The 23,775-nt window shown below is 65.7% G+C and carries 21 protein-coding genes; 9 read left to right on the forward strand and 12 right to left on the reverse strand.

Features of this window, described 5'->3' with window-relative positions:
* Nucleotides 1-293: 293 nt before the first annotated feature.
* From GRB80_RS08350 to GRB80_RS08380, 7 genes are all read right to left on the reverse strand, one after another.
* The gene (locus GRB80_RS08350; protein WP_309663592.1) at nucleotides 294-1,364 is read right to left on the reverse strand and encodes a porin; all 1,071 of its coding nucleotides are present in this window, start codon (nucleotides 1,362-1,364) and stop codon (nucleotides 294-296) included.
* A 405-nt stretch (nucleotides 1,365-1,769) separates the two neighbouring features.
* Nucleotides 1,770-3,026, reverse strand: coding sequence for a ProQ/FINO family protein (locus tag GRB80_RS16350; protein WP_237561943.1), 1,257 nt, complete (start codon nucleotides 3,024-3,026; stop codon nucleotides 1,770-1,772).
* A 79-nt stretch (nucleotides 3,027-3,105) separates the two neighbouring features.
* Nucleotides 3,106-3,687, reverse strand: a complete 582-nt coding sequence (locus tag GRB80_RS08360) for a dihydrofolate reductase (RefSeq protein WP_161423238.1) — start codon at nucleotides 3,685-3,687, stop codon at nucleotides 3,106-3,108.
* Entirely contained in the window at nucleotides 3,684-4,457 is a 774-nt protein-coding gene (locus GRB80_RS08365) for a thymidylate synthase (RefSeq protein ID WP_161424281.1), read from the reverse strand. The genes GRB80_RS08360 and GRB80_RS08365 overlap by 4 nt, the downstream gene beginning before the upstream one ends.
* 218 nt (nucleotides 4,458-4,675) lie before the next feature.
* Complete coding sequence (gene lgt, locus GRB80_RS08370) at nucleotides 4,676-5,467, reverse strand: prolipoprotein diacylglyceryl transferase (RefSeq protein ID WP_161423239.1); 792 nt, start codon at nucleotides 5,465-5,467, stop codon at nucleotides 4,676-4,678.
* Nucleotides 5,468-5,643: 176 nt separating this feature from the next.
* Nucleotides 5,644-6,438, reverse strand: coding sequence for a sulfite exporter TauE/SafE family protein (locus tag GRB80_RS08375; protein ID WP_161423240.1), 795 nt, complete (start codon nucleotides 6,436-6,438; stop codon nucleotides 5,644-5,646).
* Nucleotides 6,435-7,430, reverse strand: coding sequence for a response regulator (locus GRB80_RS08380; RefSeq protein ID WP_161423241.1), 996 nt, complete (start codon nucleotides 7,428-7,430; stop codon nucleotides 6,435-6,437). Before GRB80_RS08380 ends, GRB80_RS08375 begins: the two co-directional genes overlap by 4 nt.
* A gap of 104 nt (nucleotides 7,431-7,534) precedes the next feature.
* Here GRB80_RS08380 and GRB80_RS08385 point away from each other — a divergent pair, with 104 nt between their 5' ends.
* Nucleotides 7,535-8,314, forward strand: coding sequence for an NRDE family protein (locus GRB80_RS08385; RefSeq protein ID WP_161423242.1), 780 nt, complete (start codon nucleotides 7,535-7,537; stop codon nucleotides 8,312-8,314).
* A 30-nt stretch (nucleotides 8,315-8,344) separates the two neighbouring features.
* Here the strand turns inward: GRB80_RS08385 and ptsP are convergent, their stop codons facing one another.
* Both ptsP and GRB80_RS08395 read right to left on the reverse strand, forming a co-directional pair.
* The gene (gene ptsP / locus GRB80_RS08390; protein ID WP_161423243.1) at nucleotides 8,345-10,603 is read right to left on the reverse strand and encodes a phosphoenolpyruvate--protein phosphotransferase; all 2,259 of its coding nucleotides are present in this window, start codon (nucleotides 10,601-10,603) and stop codon (nucleotides 8,345-8,347) included.
* Between the two features lie 86 nt (nucleotides 10,604-10,689).
* On the reverse strand, nucleotides 10,690-11,181 hold the full coding sequence (locus GRB80_RS08395; RefSeq protein WP_205741939.1) for an RNA pyrophosphohydrolase: 492 nt from the start codon (nucleotides 11,179-11,181) through the stop codon (nucleotides 10,690-10,692).
* Between the two features lie 154 nt (nucleotides 11,182-11,335).
* Here GRB80_RS08395 and GRB80_RS08400 point away from each other — a divergent pair, with 154 nt between their 5' ends.
* Complete coding sequence (locus tag GRB80_RS08400) at nucleotides 11,336-11,992, forward strand: histidinol-phosphatase (RefSeq protein ID WP_132041810.1); 657 nt, start codon at nucleotides 11,336-11,338, stop codon at nucleotides 11,990-11,992.
* A gap of 128 nt (nucleotides 11,993-12,120) precedes the next feature.
* Here GRB80_RS08400 and GRB80_RS08405 read toward each other — a convergent pair whose 3' ends face one another.
* Complete coding sequence (locus GRB80_RS08405) at nucleotides 12,121-13,095, reverse strand: malate dehydrogenase (RefSeq protein ID WP_132041811.1); 975 nt, start codon at nucleotides 13,093-13,095, stop codon at nucleotides 12,121-12,123.
* Nucleotides 13,096-13,326: 231 nt separating this feature from the next.
* Between GRB80_RS08405 and GRB80_RS08410 the strand changes: the two genes are divergently transcribed.
* Together GRB80_RS08410 and GRB80_RS08415 are read left to right on the forward strand one after the other, a co-directional pair.
* Complete coding sequence (locus GRB80_RS08410; RefSeq protein WP_161423244.1) at nucleotides 13,327-14,457, forward strand: efflux RND transporter periplasmic adaptor subunit; 1,131 nt, start codon at nucleotides 13,327-13,329, stop codon at nucleotides 14,455-14,457.
* Between the two features lies 1 nt (nucleotide 14,458).
* The gene (locus tag GRB80_RS08415) at nucleotides 14,459-17,536 is read left to right on the forward strand and encodes an efflux RND transporter permease subunit (RefSeq protein WP_161423245.1); all 3,078 of its coding nucleotides are present in this window, start codon (nucleotides 14,459-14,461) and stop codon (nucleotides 17,534-17,536) included.
* A gap of 9 nt (nucleotides 17,537-17,545) precedes the next feature.
* Here the strand turns inward: GRB80_RS08415 and rsd are convergent, their stop codons facing one another.
* Nucleotides 17,546-18,046: a sigma D regulator gene (rsd, locus tag GRB80_RS08420; protein ID WP_132041814.1), complete on the reverse strand. Its 501-nt coding sequence runs from the start codon at nucleotides 18,044-18,046 to the stop codon at nucleotides 17,546-17,548.
* 228 nt (nucleotides 18,047-18,274) lie between these two features.
* Here rsd and GRB80_RS08425 point away from each other — a divergent pair, with 228 nt between their 5' ends.
* The 5 genes from GRB80_RS08425 to GRB80_RS08445 all read left to right on the forward strand — a co-directional run bounded on the left by GRB80_RS08425 (nucleotide 18,275) and on the right by GRB80_RS08445 (nucleotide 22,814).
* Nucleotides 18,275-19,417, forward strand: a complete 1,143-nt coding sequence (locus GRB80_RS08425; protein ID WP_161423246.1) for an ABC transporter substrate-binding protein — start codon at nucleotides 18,275-18,277, stop codon at nucleotides 19,415-19,417.
* A gap of 12 nt (nucleotides 19,418-19,429) precedes the next feature.
* Entirely contained in the window at nucleotides 19,430-20,350 is a 921-nt protein-coding gene (locus tag GRB80_RS08430) for a branched-chain amino acid ABC transporter permease (protein ID WP_161423247.1), read from the forward strand.
* 73 nt (nucleotides 20,351-20,423) lie between these two features.
* Entirely contained in the window at nucleotides 20,424-21,392 is a 969-nt protein-coding gene (locus tag GRB80_RS08435) for a branched-chain amino acid ABC transporter permease (RefSeq protein WP_309663590.1), read from the forward strand.
* Nucleotides 21,385-22,128, forward strand: a complete 744-nt coding sequence (locus GRB80_RS08440; RefSeq protein WP_161423249.1) for an ABC transporter ATP-binding protein — start codon at nucleotides 21,385-21,387, stop codon at nucleotides 22,126-22,128. The genes GRB80_RS08435 and GRB80_RS08440 overlap by 8 nt, the downstream gene beginning before the upstream one ends.
* Before the next feature lie 5 nt (nucleotides 22,129-22,133).
* A complete protein-coding gene (locus GRB80_RS08445) occupies nucleotides 22,134-22,814 on the forward strand; it encodes an ABC transporter ATP-binding protein (RefSeq protein WP_161423250.1) in 681 nt (226 codons plus the stop codon).
* 85 nt (nucleotides 22,815-22,899) lie between these two features.
* Here GRB80_RS08445 and GRB80_RS08450 read toward each other — a convergent pair whose 3' ends face one another.
* Nucleotides 22,900-23,760 carry an alpha/beta hydrolase gene (locus GRB80_RS08450; protein ID WP_161423251.1) on the reverse strand — a complete coding sequence of 287 codons (861 nt, stop codon included), beginning with the start codon at nucleotides 23,758-23,760 and terminating at the stop codon, nucleotides 22,900-22,902.
* Between the last annotated feature and the right edge of the window lie 15 nt (nucleotides 23,761-23,775).

A 23,775-nucleotide genomic window follows, 5' to 3' on the forward strand; every position in this document is an offset into this window, starting at 1 on the left:
CAGCTCCACGAGCTCCTGCCCCATCACTGGCAGCACACTGCCTGATTACTCGCAAGCGGTGATGCCCGTTCGCTTACTCCAGTACGCTCAGCGCACTCATTCCATATGCGCCATTCGGCATCAGCCTTACCCAATCACACGCAATAGCATGCTTGAGGTCTTCACGTGCCTGGAACACTCCGCCACGGCTGAGCTGGCACTGATGCCACTCATATATCAGGCATAAGAAAGCCGGCCCTCAAGGGGCCGGCCTCGTTCATACTACGCTCGCTAGTGGCGAGGGACAGCGTCGCTTAGAAGAAGTAGCGAGCGCCGACCAGGTAGTAGACGTCGTCGTTCAGCTCTTTGATCTTGGAATCTTTCAGATCGGCATCTGCATCGTTCAGCTCCAGGAACGTCTGGAAGCTGTCGCTGACATTGTAGTACGCGCCGGCGGCCCAAGCATCACGCTTACTGTCGCGCTTATCCTCATCAACCTTGTAGTAGTCGAGGGCAAAGGCCCACTGGTTGACGGCGTAGCTCATACCGACACCCCAAGTGTCAAAGCCGTCTTTAGCGCCATTACCGCTGTCATCTTGGGTCTCGTAGCCCAGACGACCGGAGAAGCCCGGCATAAACTCATAGGAAGCAGTAGCACCGTAGAGCATCTCGTCGTTGCCGCCACCTTCGACGACGTCATCGACGGCACCCAGCGCCAGGCGCAGGTTATCGATTTCGTACTTCAGCGCACCCTGGAAGGCCACTTCGGTGCTCTTATCGACATCTGCTTGGGTAGCACCATCTTCACCAAGTTCTGCACCGCGGTTGCTGTAATGCTTACCCTGCAGTGCGACGCTGAAGCCGGCCAGATTCGGGGTCATATAGGCGACGGAGTCCCCACGTGACTGAATCGTGTGGCCAGCGAACTCCAGGCCGCGGTCGATGTAGACATCGAACGGCAGAGAGACATACTGGTTATAGATGGAGTCGAAGTTACCCGCCTGCACGGTACCCCAACTATCGCTGCGCAGACCGATGTAGGCCTGGCGGGTCTCACTGAAGGCATCAAAGTCGTTGCCGAACTTGTTACCTGACTCGTCCGCGCGGAAACGCCACTCGACGCGACCGAAGGCGGTCAAGTCGGAGGTGACTTCATGACTCATGCGCAGGCCGAGACGCGAGTAGACATCAACGAAATCTGCATCGTTGTTGATTTCAGCGCCAGTATCTTCGTTACGGTCAACACCACCGCCGGCGACGCCCATGGCGATACGGCCATAGACGTCCAGTTTGGTGCCGTCCTGGTCATAAACGGTAGCAGCCTGAGCGCCGGTGGCGATCATGGCGCCAGCAATAGCAGTCGCTAACAGTGTCTTCTTCATCATGATGATGTTCCTTTGACTAGCAGTCTGTTTCGATCGTTTGTTGCCGACCACTCTTGGGCGGTTCGGCAGGCCTGGCCGGTCTGCGCCGGCTCGTCTCGGCTAACCTTCTCGCGAAGGGTGAGTGCCGGTGCGAGCCACACTTCGGCAAAGCCTTAGTTATATTCCAATGCTCGCAGGAGCAACCTTATACCGGGTCATGAGGGAACGCAAGAAGAAAAAACACTGTTTTCCTATGTGCCGCCCTCACCACGCGGAACTTTCCACCAAAAATGCAAACACGCGCCTCACGGCGGTTGCTGCATAATGCCCTGCCGATATGACGAACACAAGTCAACGCCTGCCAACGCGCCATATCGTTAGCACCAAAAAATTAATAATCAGTTAAATCAATCGATTAAGAGATAGTCAGCGACCATTATGCTTGGCCATCAGGGCCGAGAGTTTCTCTTCCATGGTGCTCGGTGATGACGCGACATCGGCCTGGTGGGGGGCCGAATCGGCAATAGCGCCCTGCCCTTTCGAGGCGACTTGCCTGGCATCGCCCTTCACCTTGGCATTCGGCTGACTCTTGCCCTTGGCCGACTCCTTGGTCGCCTTGCCACGGCGCTGTTGCTGTCGGGCCTGGCTGTTGCGCCCCTTCCCGGCACGCTTCTCACCCTGCAGGCGGTCGAGCTTGCGGTGAGCGTAGTCGGCGGCCTGGGCATCCACCTTGCCGGTGGGCTGGCCGTCGAGATCGATGCGCTCAGCGTTCTCGCGCATCGCCTTGAGGTAGCGCGGCAGATTGACGTAGCAGGCCAGGGCGCGCCGCACCAGCTTCTCGGGCCAGGGCTCGCGGCTGGCCAGCAGCTCGTGGATACCGACCATCAAGGGGCGGGTATGGCCCTTGAAGAAGGCATTGGGGTAGCGCGTATACCACTCGCCGAGCAGCGCCTGGGGTGAGGGTGGCCCCTCCTCTCGCCCGATAAATCGGGCTCCTACAGGGTGGGAAGCATCGGACACCTCCGCCTGGTAGGAGCCGGATTTATCCGTGGTCCGACATATCGGCGATTGCGGTGTTTCCGATACGCCCGCCTGGTAGGAGCCGGATGTATCCGGCGATTGCGGCGACTCTTCAGGCGATTGCGGGGCATCCATCGCGCGATAAATCGCGCTCCTACGAGGCGGGTGGCCTAAATCATCGCTGTGGGGAACGGATTGATCCGCCGGTGCCGATGCTGCGGTATTTGTCTGAGCCGCCGGACGGTGGCCGATCAGCGCGGAGAGCCCCTGGGAGCGTCGACCGGGGCGGAAGCCGCCCTCGGCAGGTTGGCCGCTGGTCAAACGTTCGTGAAGATGGCGGTTATGGGCCTCCAGCTCGCTGTTCTGCTCGTCGAGCTCGCGGCACTCCTCCTCCAGCTCACGACACTGCTCCTCCAGCCTGCGCCGCTCACCCTCCAGGATGCGGTATGTCTCTTCCAGCCCGCGGTGCGCTTCGGCGAGCTCCCGGTGGGCGGCTTGCGCCTCGGCCAGGCGGCGTTCCAGCTCACCGAGCCGCTGGGCGAGCTCACCCTGCACGCTCTCGGCGTGGCGGCGAGCCCCTCGCTCATTTGCCAGGCGCTCCAGCAGCGATCGGGTGCGCCCATCCAGGGCGTCCAGCAGCGAGTGTACGCGTTGCTCGGCCAAACCGTTCTCCTTCCACAGACTCTGAGATACAGGCGGTGTCATCAAGTCTGTGCCAGATGCGCGCCCATGACAAATGTCGTTAGGCGCCGACGCTCTCCCGGTGCTGATCTTCGCGACGACGGTACTCGACGAAGTCGTAGGCGGGCTGCCCTTCGGCGGGGCTACCGGCCACCCGCTGGACCTCCACCCATTCGTCAGAATCGATCTCGGGGAAGCGGGCATCGCCCTCCACCTCGATATCCACTTCGGTCAGGTAGAGGCGGCTGGCGTGGGGCAACGCCTGGGCATAGATCTCGGCGCCCCCCATCACCATGATCTCCTCCGCCCCATCGATGGTCGCCTGCTGGTCGGCCAGGGTCAGCGCCGAGGCGATATCGTGGCAGACGCGGATGCCGTCATGCTGAAAGCTCTCGTCACGAGTCACCACGATATTCAGCCGCCCGGGCAGCGGCCGGCCGATGGACTGAAAGGTCTTGCGCCCCATCACCAGCGGTTTGGCCTGGGTCATGCGCTTGAAGAACTTGAGGTCCTCGGGCAGGTACCACGGCAGCGCGTTGTCGACGCCGATCACTCGATGGCGATCCATGGCGGCGATCATGGCGATGGGCACCAGGGTGTCATCCATGAACGCCTCGTTGCTCACTGGCTCGGCCTGGCTCATACGGCAACCTCCGCCTTGATGTGTGGATGAGGGTCATAGCCCTCGATGGCGATATGCTCGATGCGAAAGTCGAACAGATCGGACACATCAGGGTCGAGCACCAGCCGGGGCGCCGGGCGCGGGGCACGTGACAGCTGCTCCTCGGCCTGCTCGAGATGATTCAGATAGAGATGGGCATCGCCCAGGGTGTGGATAAATTCGCCGGGCGCCAACCCCGCCACCTGGGCGATCATCTGGGTCAGCAGCGCATAGCTGGCGATATTGAAGGGCACGCCCAGGAAGATATCGGCGCTGCGCTGGTAGAGCTGGCAGGAGAGTCGCCCCTCGGCCACGTAGAACTGGAACAGGCAGTGACAAGGGGGCAGCTGCATCTCGTCGACCTGGGCGGGGTTCCAGGCGGAGACGATCAGGCGCCGTGAGCGCGGATTGACCCGCAGCTGCTCGAGCAGGCCCGCGATCTGGTCGACATGGCCACCGCGGGGGTCGGGCCAGCTGCGCCATTGGTAGCCATAGATCGGCCCCAGGTCGCCGTTGGTATCGGCCCACTCGTCCCAGATGCGAACGCCATGCTCCTTGAGGTAGCCAATATTGGTGTCGCCGGCCAGGAACCACAGCAGCTCGTGGAAGATCGAGCGGGTGTGGAGCTTCTTGGTGGTCAGCAGCGGAAAGCCGCGGGCCAGGTCGAAGCGCATCTGGTGGCCGAAGATCGAACGGGTCCCTACCCCGGTGCGATCGTCACGCTCCACACCATGGTCTAGCACCTGGCGCATCAGGTCGAGGTAGGGCTGCTCGAGAGCGGGCTGTTCGAGGGCGGGCTGAGTATCGTCGGTCACGGTATCGTCAGGGGCGGATGGCTGGAAGGCGGATTCTACACGTCCAACGGTGGCGATGGGAGGCCGGGCATCGCGCGATAAATCGCGCTCCTACGAGATCGGTGGCTTGCAACCATTCTGTAGGAGCCCGACTCACCGGGCGATAAATCGCGCCTCTACGCTACCTTGGCATCCACCGGTTGGCGGCGCGACCAGGCGATCAGTGCCACTCCACCGGCGATCATCGGTAGCGTCAGCAGCATGCCCATGGTGAACCAGCCGAAGGCCAGGTAACCGATATGGGCATCCGGCAGGCGGTAGAACTCCACCAGGAAGCGGAAGGCGCCATAGAGCGTGAGGAACAGCCCCGAGGTCAGGCCACGGCGGCGCGGCGTGGCGGTAACACACCACAGCACGATGAACAGTACCGCCCCTTCGAGGGCCGCTTCATAGAGCGACGAGGGGTGGCGCGGCTCGGGGCCGAGCCCGGGGAATGGCATGCCCCAGGGCATCTCGGTGATCGCCCCAGGCAGTTCGTGGTTGATGAAGTTGCCGATGCGCCCCGCCCCCAGGCCGATGGGCACCAGCGGGGCCACGAAGTCGGTCAGAGTGAAGAACGCCAGCCGCTTCTTTCTGGCAAACCACCACATGGCCACCAGCACACCGAGCAGGCCGCCATGGAAGCTCATGCCGCCATCCCACACCCGCACGATCCACAGCGGATCGGCCAGCCACTGGTCGAGACCATAGAAGAGCGCATAGCCCAGCCGACCACCCAGCACGACCCCCAGGGCGGCGTAGAAGATCAGGTCGCCAATATCGTCCTGGCTCAGGTCAATTCGCGCGGCGCGCCGGCGCCCCAGGAACCAGGCGGCGACGAAGCCCACCAAATACATCAGGCCATACCAGTGCACCTGGAAGGGGCCGAGGGAGATCGCCACGGGGTTGATATCAGGGTAGGAGAGCATGGAAATCCTTAAACACTGGAAGACGTAAGCTGTGAGTCGTGAGTCGTGAGTCGTGAGTCGTGAGTCGTGAGTCGTGAGTCGTGAGTCGTGAGCCAGTCTATGGCCATCAAGCCTACGCTAAAGGCCTTCTTGCAGCGTAAAGCGTATGGCTTATAGCTCTCGGCGAAGCCGAGTCGCTATAGCACGAAGGTAAGACCGACCGAGGCCAACAGGGCAGCGAAGGCCAGGCGCAGCACTCGGGCAGGCAGGCGATGGGCCAGCCTGACACCGAGGCGTGCGCAGGGCACGCTGGCGAGCACGATGCCCAGCAGTGCCGGCCACATCACGAAGCCGGTGGCACCGGCGGGAAGCAGGGCATTGCCCCAGCCGAGTACCGCAAAGGTGGCCGCGCCAAACAGGGCAATGGGAATTCCGCAGGCGGCCGAGGTGCCTACGGCCTGGGTCAGCGTTGCACCACAGCGCGTCAGCCAGGGCACGCAGAGGGTGCCACCACCGATGCCGAACAGCGCGGAGATACCACCGATCACCCCACCGGCGGCGGCCATGGTGGCCCGCCCCGGTGCCACACTGCCAGGGCGTGGCCCGCGCGACAGCGCCATGCGCGCCGCCATCACCAGCACGAATATCCCGAACAGGGTACCCAGGCTGCCGGCGGAGAGGCCATCGGCGACGAACACGCCGGCGATGGCGCCTAGCAGCAGCCCGGGCAGCAGGGCCACAAACCACGGCTGATGGATGCTGCCGCGCCGGTAGTGACCCCAGGCCGACGAGGCGCCGGTCACCACGATGGTGGCGAGCGATGTGCCCACCGCCAGGTGCATGGTGATCTCGGGAGACACTCCCTGAACGCCAAACGCCACGACCAGGGCGGGCACGATGATCAACCCTCCTCCGACCCCGAACAGGCCGGCCAGGGTCCCGGCAACGGCGCCCAGCGCCAGGTAGCCGACGAAGACCAGCAGTAGCGTCATGCGTCGGGCTCCACGAGGCGCTCGGGCAGCCAGCGGATGACCCGCTCGACCAGCTCCTGGGGGCGATAGGGCTTGGCGAGGAAGTCATCCAGCCCCGCTTCGCTGAAACGCCGCCGATCATCGTCGCCCACGTTGGCGGTCAGCGCGACCAGCACACTGCCATTCCCCCCGTGCCCGGCTCGCTCCTGTTCACGCCAGCGGCGGCTGGTTTCCATGCCGTCCATGCCTTCCATAAAGATATCCATCAGCACCAGATCGAAGTGTTCCTGTTTCTGAAGCGCCAGGGCCTCGCTCCCCGAGGTGACCGCGGTGACATCGAGCCCTTCACGCTCCAGTACCTGACGGGCCAGCATCAGATTGACCGGGCCGTCGTCGACGATCAGCACGCGCCCCTGGCGAGTGGATGGCCGCGTCGACGCCTCTTCACCTCCGGTCAGCCCCTTGAGCAGTTCACCCAGGTCGACGAGGCGCTCGCGCAGCTCGTTGACGAGAGTCGTCTCGGCGCGGGGGGCTGATGCCGGATCGCCGGCGAGTTCGTCGAGCCGCTGGCGCAGGCGCTGCAGCTCGCGGCCCATCAGGCTCAGATAATCGGATTTAAGCCGCGATGCCTCGCGGGCCCGCTCGCGGCCCGCCATCAATCGGGAAAGCTTCTGCTTGCCTTGGGCGAGATCATCCTGAAGGTCGCGCACCTGACGGCGCAGCCGCGCTTCGGCCAACGACGCCCCGGCATCAACCACCGGCTTGTTGCGAGGCGTAGCCGGCTCCTCGACCGGCGCTGGGTCCCGTTGACCCCGCGGCCAGCGGCAGGGCTGCAGCACCAGCAGCATCAGGTTAAGGCTCGAACCCAACAGCAGGGCCATCAGCCAGGCCGAGGCTTCGCCACCGGCATACAGCAGAAGGCCGGCACCGCCCACCAGCAGGGCCAGCTGGATCAGCAGCGCCACCATGATAAGGGGAGAAGGGCGCCGTGCGCCGCGCAACTCGTTTCGCATCCGTCATGTTAGCCGTTAACGAGGTGTGGGCCGAGTGTACGCCGCCACGCGGCGGCTGTCATCGCGGGCTTCCCCGCTTGATCTCGAGCCGCTAAGCTGGCCGTATGTGTCTGATTGCCTTCGACCATCGTCCAGGCGACACCTGGCCCTTGCGCCTGGTCGCCAATCGCGACGAATTTCACGCCCGCCCCGCCGCTGCGCTGGCCGCCTGGTGCGACGCCCCCGAGATTGTCGGCGGTCGCGACCTGGAAGCCGGCGGCACCTGGCTGGCGATCCACCGCGGTGGCCGCTTCGCGGCGGTCACCAATGTGCGCGACCCACGCCTGCGGGTACCCGATGGCGCGCCGAGCCGTGGTGGCCTGGTCCATGATGCCTTGACTCACCCCGAGCTGGAGGGCTGGCTGGCGCATCTGGAGCGGGGCGAGGCGCTGCGTTATGCCGGCTTCAATCTGCTGGCCGGTGATGGCGAACGGCTGTGGCACCTGCATCGCGGCCTCGACGGGGTCTGGCTGCGCCAAGTGCCACCCGGCCTCCACGGACTCTCCAATGCCGCCCTCAATACTCCCTGGCCGAAGCTGATCGAGGCCCGCCGGGGGCTCGGCCACGCCATTCAGCATGGCCGCTGGCCGGAGGACGCCCTGGCGGCGATGGCCGACTCACGCCCCGCCGACGATCACGCCCTGCCGGATACCGGCGTGGGTTTCGATCTGGAGCGCACCCTCTCCTCGCCCTTTATCGTCGGCGACACCTATGGCACTCGCGCGATGACCTGGTTGAACTGGCACGCCAGCGGGCGCATGGAGATCGGGGAGAAACGCTTCGGGCCGGGGGGAGTAGCGGAGGGGGAGACCTTTTTGATCGCCGAAATGTCGGACCACCGATAAATCGCGCTCCTACGTCCTACGGCTTAGCGCTCAATCCCGCGGCGGCATCAGGTGGGCGAGCTCCCATTCGCCAATGCGCTGATTGAGATGGCGGCGCACCTCGTCGGGGCTATCGAGGCGCAGGGTCTGGTCGACCAGTTCCTGGGCATCTTTCAGCGGCACCCGACGAATGGCGGCGCGTACTCGCGGCAGGCTGGGGGCGTTCATGGAGAGCGCGCCGAAGCCCATGCCCATCAGCAGCAGCGCACCTGCCGGGTCACCGGCCAGTTCGCCGCACACCGAGATGGGCATCTCGAGACGGCGCGATTCGCTGGCCAGCAGGGCCAGGGCGGAGAGCACCGCGGGGTGGCAGGCGTCGTAGAGGTCGGCGACCCGCGGATTGTTGCGATCCACTGCCAGCAGATACTGGGTCAGGTCGTTGCTGCCGACCGAGAAGAAGTCGACCCGCGCGGCCAGGGCGTCGAGCTGATAGAGGGTCGCCGGCACCTCGATCATCACTCCCACTCGGGGCTTGGGCACCACCACGCCCTCCTCGCCCAGCTCGACGATGGCACGCTCGAGCAGGCGCTGGGCGGTGTCGACCTCGTCGACATTGGTGATCATGGGCAGCAGCACCTGCAGATTGTCCAACCCCTGGGAGGCGCGCAACATCGCACGCAGCTGGACCATCAAGACCTCGGGATGGTCGAGGGTGACACGGATCCCGCGCCAGCCGAGGAAGGGGTTGGCCTCCTCGATGGGAAAGTAGGGCAGGTCCTTGTCGCCACCGATATCCAGGGTGCGCATGACCACCGGCAGGGGGGCAAAGCTCTCGAGCTGGTCGCGATAGAGGCGTGTCTGCTCCTGTTCGCCGGGGAAGCGCTCGGTGACCATGAAGGGCACCTCGGTGCGGTAGAGCCCTACTCCGCTGATGCGCGGCTTGAGCGACGCCACCGCGTCCACCGCCAGGCCGGTGTTGACCATCAGCGGCATGGTGTGGCCGTCGGGGGTGCAGCTGGGCAGGTGCTGCTCGTGCTCGAGCACCTCGGCCAGCGCCGCCTCCTCACTGATCATGCCCTCATAGTGGGTCAGAAGATCGGCACCGGGGCGCATGTAGAGTCGTCCTCGATGGCCATCGAGGATCAGCCGCTCGCCGGAAAGTCGCGGCAGTGGCAGATCGACCATGCCCAGCACCGTGGGAATCCCCATCGCGCGCGCCAGGATCGCCACATGGGAGGTGCTCGAGCCACGCACCGAGACCAGGCCGACGAGCTTGTCACGCGGCACCTCGCCGAGCAGCGCCACGCTCAGTTCATCTCCCACCAGGATGGTGCGCTCGGGATAGACACTGGGGGTCTGGGGACTCTCCTCCTGCAGATGGGCCAGCACCCGACGCCCCAGGTCACGCACATCCGCTGCGCGCTCGCGCAGATAGTCGTCATCGACCCGCTCCAGATACTGGACGTGTCGCTTGACCACATCGGCCAGGGCACCCGGGGCCCACTGCCCCTCGCGGATGCGCTTCTCTACCTCCTGGGAGAGCGCGGCCTCGCTGAGCATCTGCTGATAGACCTCGAACAGTGCCAGCTCCTGGGCCGAGATGCGGCTGGCCAGGCGCGCCCCCGCGGCGCGAATCTCCTCACGCACGCCTCCGATCGCCTCCTTGAGGCGGGTAATCTCGTACTCGACATCGGTCGGTATCAGGTCGGGCACGCTGTCGAGGTCGGCGGGTGCCGCGATCACCACCGCCTCGCCGATCGCCATGCCCGGCGAGGCGGCCACGCCCTTGAATTGCACCTGCCCCTGCCGGCCGGGCCGGGTCAGATTGCCGGTGACCAGCGCGTGGGCCAGCACGCCACCCAGCTGGGCGGCCATGGTGACCAGGAACGCCTCGTCCTCCTCACCGTAGCGCCGCTTCTCGGCCTGCTGCACCACCAGCACGCCGAGCATGCGCCGCTGGTGAATGATGGGCACACCGAGAAAGCTCGAGTAACGCTCCTCGCCGGTGGATTCGAAGTAGCGAAACTGTGGATGCGCCTGGGCATCCTCGAGGTTGAGCGGCTCTTCCCGCATGGCGACCAGGCCCACCAGGCCCTCGCCGACGGGCAGACTCACCCGCCCGACCGCCTGGCTGCGCAGCCCGATGGTCTCCATGAGCACCAGGCTATCCACCTCCTCATCGAAGAGATAGAAGGAGCAAACATCGGTCTGCATCGCCTTGCGAATGCGCCGCACCATGGTAGAGAGCGCCGCATCCAGGCTGCGGGCCCCGTTGACTTCCTGGATGATGCGGCGCAAGACCTCGAGCATGTCGAGTGGGTACCCCTGTTGTCGGTTAGCGCTGTCGTATCGCGCTGTTATCGTGTGTTGCGGTCGGGGCTCAGCCCTCCAGGTGGCTAACCATGGCCCAACGCCAGGCGCTGGGCCCGTGGCGAGAGCTCCTTCAAGGCGCGGCGGTACACCTCACGCTTGAAGGGCACCACCTGGGCCAGCGGGTGCCAGTAGCTGACCCAGCGCCAACCGTCGAACTCCGGCTTCTCGGAGAGATCCATGCAGATCTGGCTCTCCTGACAGCGAATCCGGAGCAGGAACCACTTCTGTTTCTGGCCGATACAGACCGGCCGGGAATGCGTGCGAATCATGCGTCGCGGCAGGCGATAGCGCAGCCAACCCCGGGTGCAGGCAAGGATCTCGACGTCTTCGGCCGTCAGGCCGATCTCCTCATGGAGCTCTCGAAATAGCGCCTGTTTGGGTGTCTCGTCAGCCTTGATGCCTCCCTGGGGAAACTGCCACGCATTCTGCCCTACACGACGCGCCCAAAGCAGCTGCCCCTGGTCGTTGGCGATGATGATGCCAACGTTGGGGCGAAAGCCGTCAGCGTCGATCACGGACTTCACCTTGTTGAAACCAGTATTGCAGCCATTCTTCCACAAGGCCGTGAAGCGCATCAATACGCCTTGTGCCGCAAGATGCAGCGGAACACGGCATCTGCCATAATCGCCGGCTTTGCTTCCATCCCGTCAGCAACCCTGGAGAGTCTCTGTGAGTCTGGCCATCTTCGACCTGGACAACACGCTGCTGTCGATCGACAGCGACCATGCCTGGGGCGAGTTCCTGCTCGAGCAGGGCGCCGTCGACCCTGTGGCCTACCGTGAGGCCAACGACCGCTTCCTGGCCGATTACGAGGCCGGCAATCTGGACATGCAGGCGTTTCTCGAGGTGGCGCTCAGGCCCCTGGCCGAGAACAGCCCGGAGCAGCTCGCCGCCTGGCACCAACAGTTCATGGTCAGCAAGATTGAGCCGAATATCCTGCCCAAGGGGGAGGAGTTGCTGGCCCGCCACCGCTCACGGGGCGATACCCTGCTGATCATCACCGCCACCAACCGCTTTATCACCGGCCCCATCGCCGAGCGTCTGGGGGTCGATGACCTGATCGCGGTGGAGCCCGAGATCATCGACGGCCACTACACCGGCAGGGTGAGCGGCACGCCCAGCTATCGCGAGGGCAAGGTGAAGCGCCTGGATGAGTGGCTGAGCGACAAGGACCTGACCCTCGACGAGGCCTGGTTCTACAGCGACTCTCACAATGATCTGCCGCTGCTGGAGGTGGTGGAGTACCCGGTGGCCGTCGACCCCGACGACACCCTGCGCGAGGCCGCCGAGGCCCGTGGCTGGCGGATCATGAGCCTGCGCGATTGATCCGGCTGCGCCGGATCAGACGTAGAGATCAGAAAAACACGAAGCCCCGCCAGGAAAAGAACCTGGCGGGGCTTTTCGCGCGATAAATTGCGCACCTGCGGCTTACCGCGTAAGGCGTATGGCTGGATTTAGCCCAGCAGGTGCTCCACGGCGGCACGCTCTTCACGCAGCTCCTGCTCGGTGGCGTTCATGCGCTCGCGGCTGAACTCACCGATCTCCAGGCCCTGCACGATCTCGTACTGACCGTTCTTGCACACCACCGGGTAGGAGTACATGATGCCCGGCTCGACACCGTAGCTGCCGTCGGCGGGGATACCCATGCTGACGATACCGTCGCTGCCCAGCGCCCAGTCACGCATGTGGTCGATGGCCGCCGAGGCTGCGGAGGCCGCGGAGGAGGCACCACGGGCCTTGATGATGGCGGCGCCGCGCTGCTGCACGGTGGGGATGAAGTCGTTCTCGTACCACGCCTGATCGACCAGCTCCAGGGCCGCCTTGCCGTCCACCTTGCAGTGGGCCAGGTCCGGGTACTGGGTGGCGCTGTGGTTGCCCCACACGATCATCGACTCCACGTCGGTGACATGCTTGCCGACCTTCTGGGCCAGCTGGGTCTTGGCGCGGTTGTGGTCCAGACGCATCATCGCGGTGAACTGACCCGGGTTCAGGTCCGGCGCGTTGCAGGAGGCGATCAGCGCGTTGGTGTTGGCCGGGTTGCCCACCACCAGCACCCGCACATCACGGCTGGCATTATCGTTCAGGGCCTTGCCCTGCACGGAGAAGATCGCGGCGTTGGCTTCCAGCAGGTCCTTGCGCTCCATGCCCGGACCACGCGGACGCGCTCCCACCAGCAGGGCGAAATCGGCGTCCTTGAAGGCAACATTGGGGTCGTCGGTGGCGACGATCTCCTGCACCAGCGGGAAGGCACAGTCGTTGAGCTCCATGACCACGCCGTTCAGGGCGTCCATGGCCGGGGTGATCTCGAGCAGCTGCAGGATGACCGGCTGGTCCTTGCCCAGCATGTCGCCGGAGGCGATGCGGAAGGCCAGGGAGTAGCTGATCTGGCCGGCGGCGCCGGTAATGGCAATGCGAACGGGTTCTTTCATGGTGGCTCCTTGGGTTGTCAACGCGCGGGTTGTCGCCGTGAGGACGAGCCGGGCGGGCAACGAGCCCGCTCTGGCCTGAAAACAAACCGCCAAGATGGTATGCCTGCAGTGCACAAAACTCAATGCACCAAAGGTGAGGAGTGAGCAAGCAGTGTGCGACAAACGAGTGTATGAGAATAGCTCCCGGGAATAGTATGCTGGCGGCTTCATGCTCGTTGATGGACCACCCGCATGCCCCGCGACCGCCTTCCGCCACTCCCCGCCCTGCTCGCCATCGGACTGGTCATCCTGCTGCTAGCCTGGTTGCTGCTGGGTGACATTCAGGGCTTTCGTGATGCGCCGCCGGAGCCCCCTTCGGCCGCCGAGGCAGACGCCGAGCCGCCCCGGGTGGAGGTGGCGCTCCGTGAGGCCGAGACCCATGCCCCCACCCTGGTGCTGCAGGGCGAGCTGGAGGCGCACCGCACGCTGGAGCTGCGCGCGCGCCACACCGGGCGCGTGGCCGCCTTGCCGGTGGCGGAGGTCAGTTCGGTCGAGGCAGGAGAGCTGCTGCTCGAACAGGCCCAGGAGGAACTGCCCGCGCGGCTGGCCCAGGCCGAGGATGCCCTGACGCTGGCGCGGGCCGAACTGGCCGGCGCCGACTCCCTGCGCCAGCGCGGGTTGATCTCGCGCACCGACTACCTGCGCCTGAAGGCCAATGTCAGCGCTGCCGCCGCGGAGCTGGCCGTCCTGCGACGCCAGCGCGACGACACCCGCCTCACCGCGCCCTTCTCCGGCACCCTGGACCGGCTCGATGTTGAGCCCGGCGAGTTGCTGCAAGCGGGCGAGCACTGGGGGCGACTGGTAGACGACTCGCGGCTCACCGCGGTGGCGTCGGCGCCGCAGCAGGACGCCCTGGCCCTCGAGGCGGGCCAGCCCGCCGAGCTGCGGCTGCTGGATGGCTCGCGGTTGAGTGGGGAGGTGAGCATGGTAGCCCGCCGCGCCGATGAGGCCACACGCAGCTTCCGGGTCGAGGTCAACGCCGACAATCCCGAGGGACGCCGCCTGGCCGGCGCCAGCGCCACCCTGGCGATCACCCTGCCCGAGCGTCGCGTGCATCGCCTCTCGCCGGCCCTGCTGGCGCTCAATCCCGACGGGGAGTTGGCCGTCAAGCACCTCGACGCCGATGATCGGGTGGTGCAGACCCCGGTCACGCTGGTGGACGCCGATCTCGAGAGCGCCCGGGTGGCCGGGCTGCCCGATACCGTTCGGCTGATCACCCTGGGGGCCGGCATGGTGGAGGTCGGCGAGCCCGTCACCCCGGTCACGCCCGATGCCTCTGAGGGTAACGGCGAAAAGCCCACCAGCGGCACAAGGAATCGCTAAGATGCGCCAGCTGATCGCGGCCGCTCAAGCACGTGCCCGCACGACCCTGATGCTGTTGAGCGTCCTGCTGCTGGCGGGCCTGGCCGCCTGGCAGGCGATCCCCAAGGAGGCCAACCCCGACGTCGCCATCCCGATCATCTATGTCGCCATGAGCCTGGAAGGGGTCAGCCCCGAGGATGGCGAGCGGCTGCTGGTGCGCCCCATGGAGCAGGAGCTGCGCAGCATCGAGGGACTACGCAAGATGACCTCCCAGTCCAGCGAGGGCCATGCCTCGGTGACCCTGGAGTTCGACGCCGGCTTCGATGCCGACCAGGCCCTCACCGATGTGCGCGAAAAGGTCGATATTGCCAAGGCGGAGCTGCCCTCAGAGGCGGACGAGCCCCGCGTCGTGGAGGTCAATGTCAGCCAGTTCCCGGTACTCTCCATCGGCATCTCGGGATCCGTAGCCGAGACTGAGCGCGTGGCCATCGCCCGACGCATCCAGGAGGAGATCGAGGGCATCGCCGAGGTGCTGGAGGTGGATATCGGCGGCGACCGCGAGGAGCTGCTCGAGATCGTGGTCGATCCCCTGGTGCTGGAGAGCTATGGCGTCGACTTTGCCACGCTGTTCAATCTGGTCAGCCGCAACAATCGCCTGGTGGCCGCCGGTAGCCTGGACACCGGCGCCGGCCGGCTGGGCATCAAGGTGCCCGGGGTGATCGAGACCCTGGAGGATGTGATGGCCATGCCGGTGAAGGTGGATGGCGACCGGGTGGTCACCTTCGGCGACGTGGCCATCATCCGCCCCACCTTCAAGGACCCCGAGGGCTATGCCCGCATCGATGGTCAACCGGCGCTGGTGCTCGAGATCTCCAAGCGCGCCGGCGCCAATATCATCGCCACCGTGGAGCAGGTACAGGCCCTGTTCGCCCAGGCCGAGGGGCTGATCCCCGAGGGCCTCGAGATCACCACCATCACCGACCAGTCCGAGTTCGTCGAGGACATGCTCTCGGAGCTGCTCAACAATGTGGTCACCGCCGTGGTGCTGGTGCTGATCGTGATCCTGGCCGCCATGGGGGCGCGCAGCGCCATGCTGGTGGGCCTGACGATTCCCGGCGCCTTCCTCAGCGGTATCCTGATGATCTGGGCGGTGGGCTACACCCTCAATATCGTGGTGCTGTTCGCGCTGATCCTGGTGGCCGGCATGCTGGTCGATGGTGCCATCGTCGTGAGCGAGCTGGCGGACCGGCATTTGCACCAGGGCATGGCGCCCCGCCAGGCCTGGCTGGAGGCGGCGAGTCGCATGAGCTGGCCGGTGATCGCCTCCACCGCCACCACCCTGGCGGTCTTCATGCCCCTCCTGTTCTGGCCGGGCCTCGTCGGCGAGTTCATGAAGTATCTGCCGGCCACGGTGATTCTGTGCCTGCTCGCCTCCCTGGCCATGGCCCTGGTGTTTCTGCCAACGCTGGGCGGCGTGTTCGGCGCCCGCCAGGCCTCGTCTCATGCCGCACCGCTTGGAGCCACCGCCGGCGGCCGCCTCTACCGCAGTGCCCTGTCGCGGCTGCTCGCCCACCCGGCACTGACCCTGCTGTTCACGCTGCTGTTGATGGCGCTGATCTATACCGCCTATGCACGCTTCAATCATGGCGTGGAGTTCTTTCCCAGCGTGGAACCCGACTCCGCCCAGGTGGTGGTGCGCACCCGCGGCGACTTTTCCATCGAGGAGAAGGACGCCATGGTGCGGCGGGTAGAGGCCCGGCTGGCCGGCATGAGCGAGGTCGAGGCGCTCTATGCGCGCTCCTTCGCCAACCCCGGCACGCAGCTCGGCGCCGACGTCATCGGCATGCTGCAGTTCCAGCTGATCGACTGGCACCGCCGCCGCCCGCTGACCGAGATCTTCGCCGAGATGCGTGAGCGCACCGCCGGCCTGCCCGGCCTGGCACTGGAGTTCCGCGAACAGCAGATGGGCCCCGGCGAGGGCAAGCCGATCGTGCTGGAAATCAGCGGCCAGACGCCGAAGCTGGCCGACCAGGCGGTGGAGCGGCTACGCCAGCTGATGAACGAGCTGGGGGGCTTTCGCGATATCGAGGATAATCGCAGCCTGCCCGGAGTGGAGTGGCGGGTCATGGTCGACCGCGAGGCGGCGGCACGCTTCGGTACCGACGTCAGCAGCGTGGGCAGCGCGGTGCAGCTGCTGACCACCGGCGTTCAGGTCGCCAGCTACCGCCCCGAGGGGGTCGACGACGAGGTCGATATCCGGATCCGGTTGCCGGAAGGCGACCGCACCCTCGACCAGCTGAGCCGGCTGAGCCTGAATACCTCCCGGGGCCAGGTGCCACTGTCGCACTTCGTTTCGGTGGAGCCGGCACCCAAGGTGGGCACCCTGCACCGCATCGATGGGCGTCGCGCCATTACTCTCGAGGCCGATGTGACGCCCGATGCCGGCGCCGACGAGCGCCTGGGCGCCCTGCTCGAGGCCGCGGGTGAGCCGCCCGAGGGGGTGCAGGTGAATGTTGCCGGAGAGAAGGAGGATCAGCAGGAGGCCAGCCGCTTCCTGGCGGGCGCCTTCATGGTCGCCATCGGGCTGATGGCGCTGATCCTGGTGACCCAGTTCAACAGTTTCTATCAGGCGGGACTGGTGCTTTCGGCGATCATCTTCTCCACCGCAGGCGTGCTGCTGGGGCTGCTGGCCAACGCCCAGCCCTTTGGCATCGTGATGGTGGGGATGGGCATCATTGCCCTGGCGGGGATCGTGGTGAACAACAATATCGTGCTGATCGACACCTACAACCAGCTGCGCGACGAGGGGCTGGCGCCCTTCGATGCCGCCCTGGAGGCGGGTAGCTTGCGCCTGCGACCGGTACTGCTGACCGCGGTCACCACGGTGCTGGGCCTTCTGCCCATGGTACTGGGGATCAACGTCGACCTGTTCGCCCCCAGCCTGGGGATCGGCGCCCCCTCCACCCAGTGGTGGACCCAGCTCTCCAGCGCCATCGCCGGCGGACTGACCTTCGCCACCGGGCTGACGCTGCTGCTGACGCCGTGCATGCTGGTGCTTGGCGGACGCTTCGAGCACCGAACGAAAACTATCGCGCGATAAATCGCGCTCCTAAGGGCGGGAGGCGGCCTCGGCCCGGGCCGCATCCGGCGCATGGCGGGCGTGAATCCGGCCGATCAGCTCATCCTCCAGGGCGAAGCGTTCGCTCAGGCCGTGGGCCAGGCGTTCCAGCCAGGCGGGCAGGCGCCCGAGATTCTGGCGGACACGGCCCGGGCTGGCATATTCTGCATCGAAGTCGAGCACCAGTCCGGTGGACATCTCGAGACGTTCCAGCAGGCGATCGGCCAGGTCCAGCGCCGAGTCATCCTCGAAGGCACGGGCTTCCTCGCGCAACTGAGGGTAGATCTCGAAGTGGCCGGCGCTGATATAGTCCATCAGCAGTTCGCTGAAGACATCGATGCGCTCCTTGGTGACCGCTTCCAGCTCGGCATCACTGATCTCCTTGAGCTCGACGAAGTCGACCAGCAGCTCACGACGCTGATCCAGCCAGCGATCGATCAACTTGTGTACACCACCCCAGCGCTCAAGAGCGCTCTTGCAGTCTTCCAGCATGGGGGCCTCCGTTCGTTGGGTCGAGCAAGGTACCGAGGGCGTCCAGCGCCCGGCCGGGTCAGCAACAGAGTCGCGCTACCGAGGTGGGCTGTCAATCCTGTCGGAATAAACGCGCAGGGCCCTCATCGTCAAGAGGACCATTGCGACCATATTCCATTGCCTTACGATCATGTTTCCTTGGTAGTCTATGTCGATGCCAACAACACCACGCTACTCCTGAGGTTCTTCATGAAACAGCTCGCTCGCCTGGGTCTCGGCCTGCTGCTCTCCACCGGCCTTGCCACCGCCCACGCCGAAGAGGTCAAGATCGGCATGATCACCACCCTTTCCGGGGGCGGCTCGCACCTGGGTGTCGATGTGCGCGATGCCTTCCTGCTGGCCATCGAGCAGTCGGGGCGCGACGATATCGAGGTGCTGGTAAAGGACGATGCCCGCAAGCCCGACCTGGCGCGCAACCTGGCCAACGAGTTCATGCAGCGCGACGAAGTGGACCTGATGACCGGTATCATCTGGTCCAATCTGGCCATGGCCGTGGTGCCCTCCGTGGTGCGCCAGGGAACGTTCTACCTGTCGCCCAATGCCGGCCCCTCGGCCCTCGCTGGCCGGATGTGCCACGAGAACTACTTCAACGTCGCCTATCAGAACGACAACCTGCATGGTGCCATGGGGGCCTGGATGAAGGAGCAGGGCTATGAGCGACCGCTGATCATGGCCCCCAACTATCCGGCAGGCACCGATGCCCTGGCCGGCTTCAAGCACCTCTACGAAGGGGAGGTCGCCGACGAGCTCTACACCCAGATGGGCCAGACCGACTACGCCGCCGAGATCGCCCAGATCCGCGCCAGCGATGCCGACAGCCTGTTCTTCTTCCTGCCCGGCGGCATGGGCATCTCCTTCATGAAGCAGTGGCAGAACGCCGGGGTAGACCTGCCGGTATTCGGCGCCGCCTTCTCCTTCGACGAGACCCTGATCAAGGCGGTGGGCGAGGCCGCCATCGGCGCCAGGAATACGTCGCTGTGGGCCTACGACCTGGATAACGACACCAGCCGCGCCTTCGTCGAGAGCTTCCAGCAAGCCTACGATCGCATGCCGACCCTGTATGCCGCCCAGGGCTTCGATACCGCCAACCTGATCCTCTCTGCCCTGGAGCAGGCCCACCCCGACGACCAGGACGCCTTCCGCGAGGCGCTGCGTGAGGCGGACTTCGACTCGGTGCGCGGTGAATTCCGCTTCGGCCCCAATCAGCACCCCATCCAGGATATCTATGTGCGTGAGGTGGTCGCCGGCGAGGATGGCGAGCCGACCAACCGCCTGCTCGGTATCGCCGTCGAGGATATCCAGGATATCTACCACGTCGACTGCAAGATGTGACGGGACCCTGACGTGTCGGCGACCCTGTTTCTCGAACAACTGATCAACGGCCTGCAGCTGGGCACCATGCTGTTTTTGATGGCCAGTGGCCTGACCCTGGTGTTCGGGGTCATGGGGCTGATCAACCTGGCCCACGGCTCCTTCTACATGGTGGGAGCCTACCTGACCGCCGCGGTCACCGCCGCCAGCGGCTCCTTTATGCTCGGCCTGGGGGCGGGGCTGCTCGGGGCCGCCGCGGCGGGGGCACTGGTGGAACTGATCGTGATCCGCCGCCTCTACCACCGCTCGCATCTCGATCAGGTACTCGCCACCTTCGCCCTGATCCTGATCTTCTCCGAGGGCACCCGCTGGCTGTTCGGTGCCTCGCCCCTGTGGCTGAGCACGCCGGAGTGGCTTTCGGGCTATGTCACCCTCCCCGGCGACGCCCGCTACCCGCTCTACCGGCTGGTGATCATCGGCGTGGGCATCACGGTGGCCGTGGGGCTCTATCTGCTGATCTCGCGGACCCGGCTGGGCATGCGCGTGCGCGCCGGGGAGAGCGACCGCGAGATGATCGGCGCTCTGGGCATCGATATCTCACGCCTCTACACCGCGGTCTTCGCCCTCGGGGCGGGACTCGCCGGCCTGGCCGGGGCCATGGTCGGAGCGCTGCAGTCGGTGCAGGTGGGCATGGGCGAGCCGGTGCTGATCCTCGCCTTCGTGGTGATCGTGATCGGCGGTATCGGCTCCATCAAGGGCGCGCTGCTGGGCGCCCTGTTGGTCGGGGTAGTGGATACCCTGGGCCGTGTATTCCTGCCGCTGTTCTTCCGCGGCTTCCTGCCCCCCTCCGAGGCCACCGATGTGGGTGCCGCTCTCGCCTCGATGCTGATCTATATCCTTATGGCCGTCATCCTGGCCTTCAAGCCCAAGGGACTCTTCACCGTCAATGACTGACCCGACACCTTCCGGCATCGCTCTCGAGGCCCCGTCCCCCTCCTCGCCTCGCCGCCTCGGCCGACGAGGCGTGGTGCAACTCCTTATGCTCGCCCTGCTGCTGGTACTGCCGGTGGCCGCCGACCTGCTGGGGCACCCCTATTATGTGAGCCTCGCCTCACGCCTGACGCTGATCGCCATGGCCGCGGTAGGCCTCAACCTGGCACTGGGTTATGGCGGCATGATCAGCTTCGGTCACGCCGCCTACTTCGGCCTCGGCGGCTATATCGCCGGCATCGGCGCCTACCACGCCTTCGATGCCACCGCCTTCATGGGCCTGCTGCCCGGCAGCGACAACCTGCTGGTGCTGTGGCCGCTGGCGATGCTCGCCTGTGGCCTGCTGGCGCTGCTGATCGGTGCCGTCTCGCTGCGCACTTCCGGGGTCTACTTCATCATGATCACCCTGGCCTTCGCCCAGATGGTCTACTACTTCGCCAACTCCTGGCCCACCTACGGCGGTCAGGATGGCCTGCCCATCTACCTGCGCAACCAACTGCCTGGACTCGACACCCAGGACCCGCTGACCTTCTTCCTGATCTGCTTCACCGGCCTGGTGCTGGCAATGGCGCTCACCTCGCGGCTGATGGGCTCACGCTTCGGTGCGGCCCTGACCATGGCACGGCTCAACGAGACCCGCCTGGCCACCGCCGGCATCTCCCCCTACCCCATCCGCCTGCTGGCCTTCGTGGTCTCGGCGGTGATCACCGGCCTGGCCGGTGCGCTGTATGCCGATCTCAACGGCTTCGTCAGCCCCAGCATGCTCAGCTGGCACATGTCCGGCGAGCTGATGGTGATCGTCATCCTCGGCGGGGTCGGCCGTCTCTACGGCCCCCTGGCCGGGGCCGTGCTGTTTATCAGCATGGAGACCCTGCTCGGTGGAGTGACCGAGTACTGGCAGCTGTTTCTCGGCCTGGTGCTGCTCGGCGTGGTGCTGTTCGCCCGACACGGCGTGATGGGCTGGCTGGCCGGGAGAGAGAGCCCTGGGAGAGAGCCCCATGAGTGAGGCGGTACTGGCTCTCGAGGGGCTGCACAAGCGCTTCGGCGCCCTGACGGCCACCGATGATGTCTCGCTCACCCTGCGGCGCGGCGAGATCCATGCCCTGATCGGCCCCAATGGTGCCGGCAAGTCGACGCTGATCGCACAGATCACCGGCAACCTGCGCCCCGACGCCGGGCGAGTGCTGCTCGACGGCGAGGAGATCACCGAACTGAGCGTCGCCGCCCGTGCCCGACGCGGGCTGGGCCGCAGCTTCCAGGTCTCGTCGCTGGCCGAGCCGTTGACGGTGATCCGTAACGTGATGATCGGCGTACAGGCGGTGAGTGGCCATAGTTTCCGGTTCTGGACGCCGGTTCACCGCGACCGTCGCCTGCTGGAGCCGGCCATGGCGGCCCTCGCCCGCATGGGGCTTGAGCATCGCGCCTGGACGCCGGTGGCGGCGCTGTCTCACGGGGAACGCCGCGCCCTGGAGGTCGCCTGCGCCCTGGCCCTCGAGCCCCGCGCCCTGCTGCTGGACGAGCCCATGGCCGGCCTGGGACCCGAGGGCTCGGCCCGGCTCACCGAACTACTCGAGTCGTTGAAGCAGGAGGTGCCCATCCTCTTGATCGAGCATGATATGCAGGCGGTATTTCGGCTCGCCGAACGCCTCTCGGTGCTGGTCGCGGGCCGGGTCATCGCCCATGGCGATGTCGATACCATCCGTCGCGACCCGCGCGTCCGCGACGCCTATCTGGGAGAGTGACCCTGATGCTCAAGATGGAGGCCATCGAGACCCGTTACGGCCCCGCCCAGGCCCTGTTCGGCGTGGACCTGGAGGTTCGGGCCGGCCAGATGGTAGCGCTGATGGGGCGCAACGGCATGGGCAAGACCACCACCATCCGTTCGCTCTTCGGCCTGACCCCGGCCCATGCCGGGAGCATCCTGTTCGAGGGGCATGATCTGCGCCGGCTACCGCCCCAGCGGATCGCTCGCCTGGGGCTGGGGCTGGTGCCGGAGGGGCGACGCTGCTTTCCCAACCTGACGGTGCGCGAAAATCTGCTGGTGGCCGCGCGCCCCGGTGAGTGGACGCTGGCGAGGGCCGAAGAGCTCTTCCCGCGCCTGGGCGAACGCGACCGTCAATCCGCCGCGACCCTCTCCGGTGGCGAGCAGCAGATGCTGGCCATTGGCCGAGCGTTGATGACCAACCCACGCCTGCTGGTGCTCGACGAGGCCACCGAGGGGCTCGCCCCGGTGATTCGTCAGGAGATCTGGCACGCCATCCGGCGCCTCAAGGCTCAGGGCCAGGCGATCCTGATCGTCGACAAGACACTGTCGGAGCTGCTGCCAATGGCCGATCACTGCGTGCTGCTGGAGAAGGGGCGCAGCGCCTGGAGTGGCGCGCCCGAAGCACTCACCGAGTCGCTTCGCGACCGCTATCTGGGGGTGTGATAACTCGCACACCCTTTCTCGGGTCCATCGCATCGCGCCGTGAAACCGTTCGGCAGTGAGCATTGGGAGGCACCCCTTGCACCCGCTAACGATGGAATCTCTTGATCATCTCGGCCAGGCACCCGCCATCGAGATAGTGCTCGAGGATCGAGAAGTGGTCGTTGCCGGTCAGCACGGCATGCTCCACACCGATGCCCTGTCTCTCCAGATGGGTGGCATACGCTTCCATCTGGCGGGCAAACTCGGTGGACTCCTCGCCGCCCGCGATGAGGCTGACCCGTGTGGGTACCCGGCAGAGCAGGAAGGTGGGGCTGAATTCCGCGACGTCGCGCCCATCGAGCTGTAGCTTGGGCTGCAACCACGACCAGGGAAATGGCCTCAAATCATAGAGACCACTGATGCAGAGTGCCCCGCGCAGCGGGCTTTCCGACAGGCCATACTCCCCTGCCCAGTCGGTGGCCAGCAGCATGGCACTGAGGTGGCCACCGGCGGAGTGGCCGGAGACGCTGATCTCGGCGGGGTCACAGTTCAATTCATCCGCATGGCGCCAGGCCCAGACCAGCGCGGCCCGTGCCTGGCGCACCAGCTCGCCGAAGCGCACCGTCGGGCAGAGCGCGTAGTTGACCACGCCGACCGTGATGCCGGACGCCACCAGGTCATCGACGATAAAGCCGAACTCATGGCTGTCGAGCGAGCGCCAGTAGCCACCGTGGAAGAAGAGATGCAGCGGCGCCCTCTCGCCCTGCCTGAGCCCCTCGGCATGGTAGATATCCAGCCGTTCGGCCAGGCTCGGCCCATAGGGCACATCGAGGGAGACGCGGTGGCGGACCCGTGAAGCCTCGCTGCGCGCCCGCCAGTCGGCGACCAGCGCCGCCCCGTCGCGACCACGCATGGGATCATAGGCGGCGTCGATGGCTTCCTGGGTGGCGAAGTCCCGGTAGAGCATGACGGTTCTCACTGA

The sequence above is a fragment of the Halomonas icarae genome (assembly GCF_009901955.1).
Classification (GTDB): Bacteria; Pseudomonadota; Gammaproteobacteria; order Pseudomonadales; family Halomonadaceae; genus Halomonas; species Halomonas icarae.

Bases quoted from the DNA above. Each gene is read 5' to 3' on its own strand.
- rsd (WP_132041814.1), bottom strand. From the start codon at position 18,046: ATGCTGGAAGACTGCAAGAGCGCTCTTGAGCGCTGGGGTGGTGTACAC.
- GRB80_RS08445 (WP_161423250.1), top strand. From the start codon at position 22,134: ATGCTCAAGATGGAGGCCATCGAGACCCGTTACGGCCCCGCCCAGGCC.
- GRB80_RS08380 (WP_161423241.1), bottom strand. From the start codon at position 7,430: ATGCGAAACGAGTTGCGCGGCGCACGGCGCCCTTCTCCCCTTATCATG.
- GRB80_RS08385 (WP_161423242.1), top strand. From the start codon at position 7,535: ATGTGTCTGATTGCCTTCGACCATCGTCCAGGCGACACCTGGCCCTTG.
- GRB80_RS08365 (WP_161424281.1), bottom strand. From the start codon at position 4,457: ATGCGCCAGGTGCTAGACCATGGTGTGGAGCGTGACGATCGCACCGGG.
- GRB80_RS08360 (WP_161423238.1), bottom strand. From the start codon at position 3,687: ATGAGCCAGGCCGAGCCAGTGAGCAACGAGGCGTTCATGGATGACACC.
- GRB80_RS08440 (WP_161423249.1), top strand. From the start codon at position 21,385: ATGAGTGAGGCGGTACTGGCTCTCGAGGGGCTGCACAAGCGCTTCGGC.
- GRB80_RS08450 (WP_161423251.1), bottom strand. From the start codon at position 23,760: ATGCTCTACCGGGACTTCGCCACCCAGGAAGCCATCGACGCCGCCTAT.
- GRB80_RS08410 (WP_161423244.1), top strand. From the start codon at position 13,327: ATGCCCCGCGACCGCCTTCCGCCACTCCCCGCCCTGCTCGCCATCGGA.
- GRB80_RS08405 (WP_132041811.1), bottom strand. From the start codon at position 13,095: ATGAAAGAACCCGTTCGCATTGCCATTACCGGCGCCGCCGGCCAGATC.
- GRB80_RS08375 (WP_161423240.1), bottom strand. From the start codon at position 6,438: ATGACGCTACTGCTGGTCTTCGTCGGCTACCTGGCGCTGGGCGCCGTT.
- GRB80_RS08415 (WP_161423245.1), top strand. From the start codon at position 14,459: ATGCGCCAGCTGATCGCGGCCGCTCAAGCACGTGCCCGCACGACCCTG.
- GRB80_RS08350 (WP_309663592.1), bottom strand. From the start codon at position 1,364: ATGATGAAGAAGACACTGTTAGCGACTGCTATTGCTGGCGCCATGATC.
- GRB80_RS08425 (WP_161423246.1), top strand. From the start codon at position 18,275: ATGAAACAGCTCGCTCGCCTGGGTCTCGGCCTGCTGCTCTCCACCGGC.
- lgt (WP_161423239.1), bottom strand. From the start codon at position 5,467: ATGCTCTCCTACCCTGATATCAACCCCGTGGCGATCTCCCTCGGCCCC.
- ptsP (WP_161423243.1), bottom strand. From the start codon at position 10,603: ATGCTCGAGGTCTTGCGCCGCATCATCCAGGAAGTCAACGGGGCCCGC.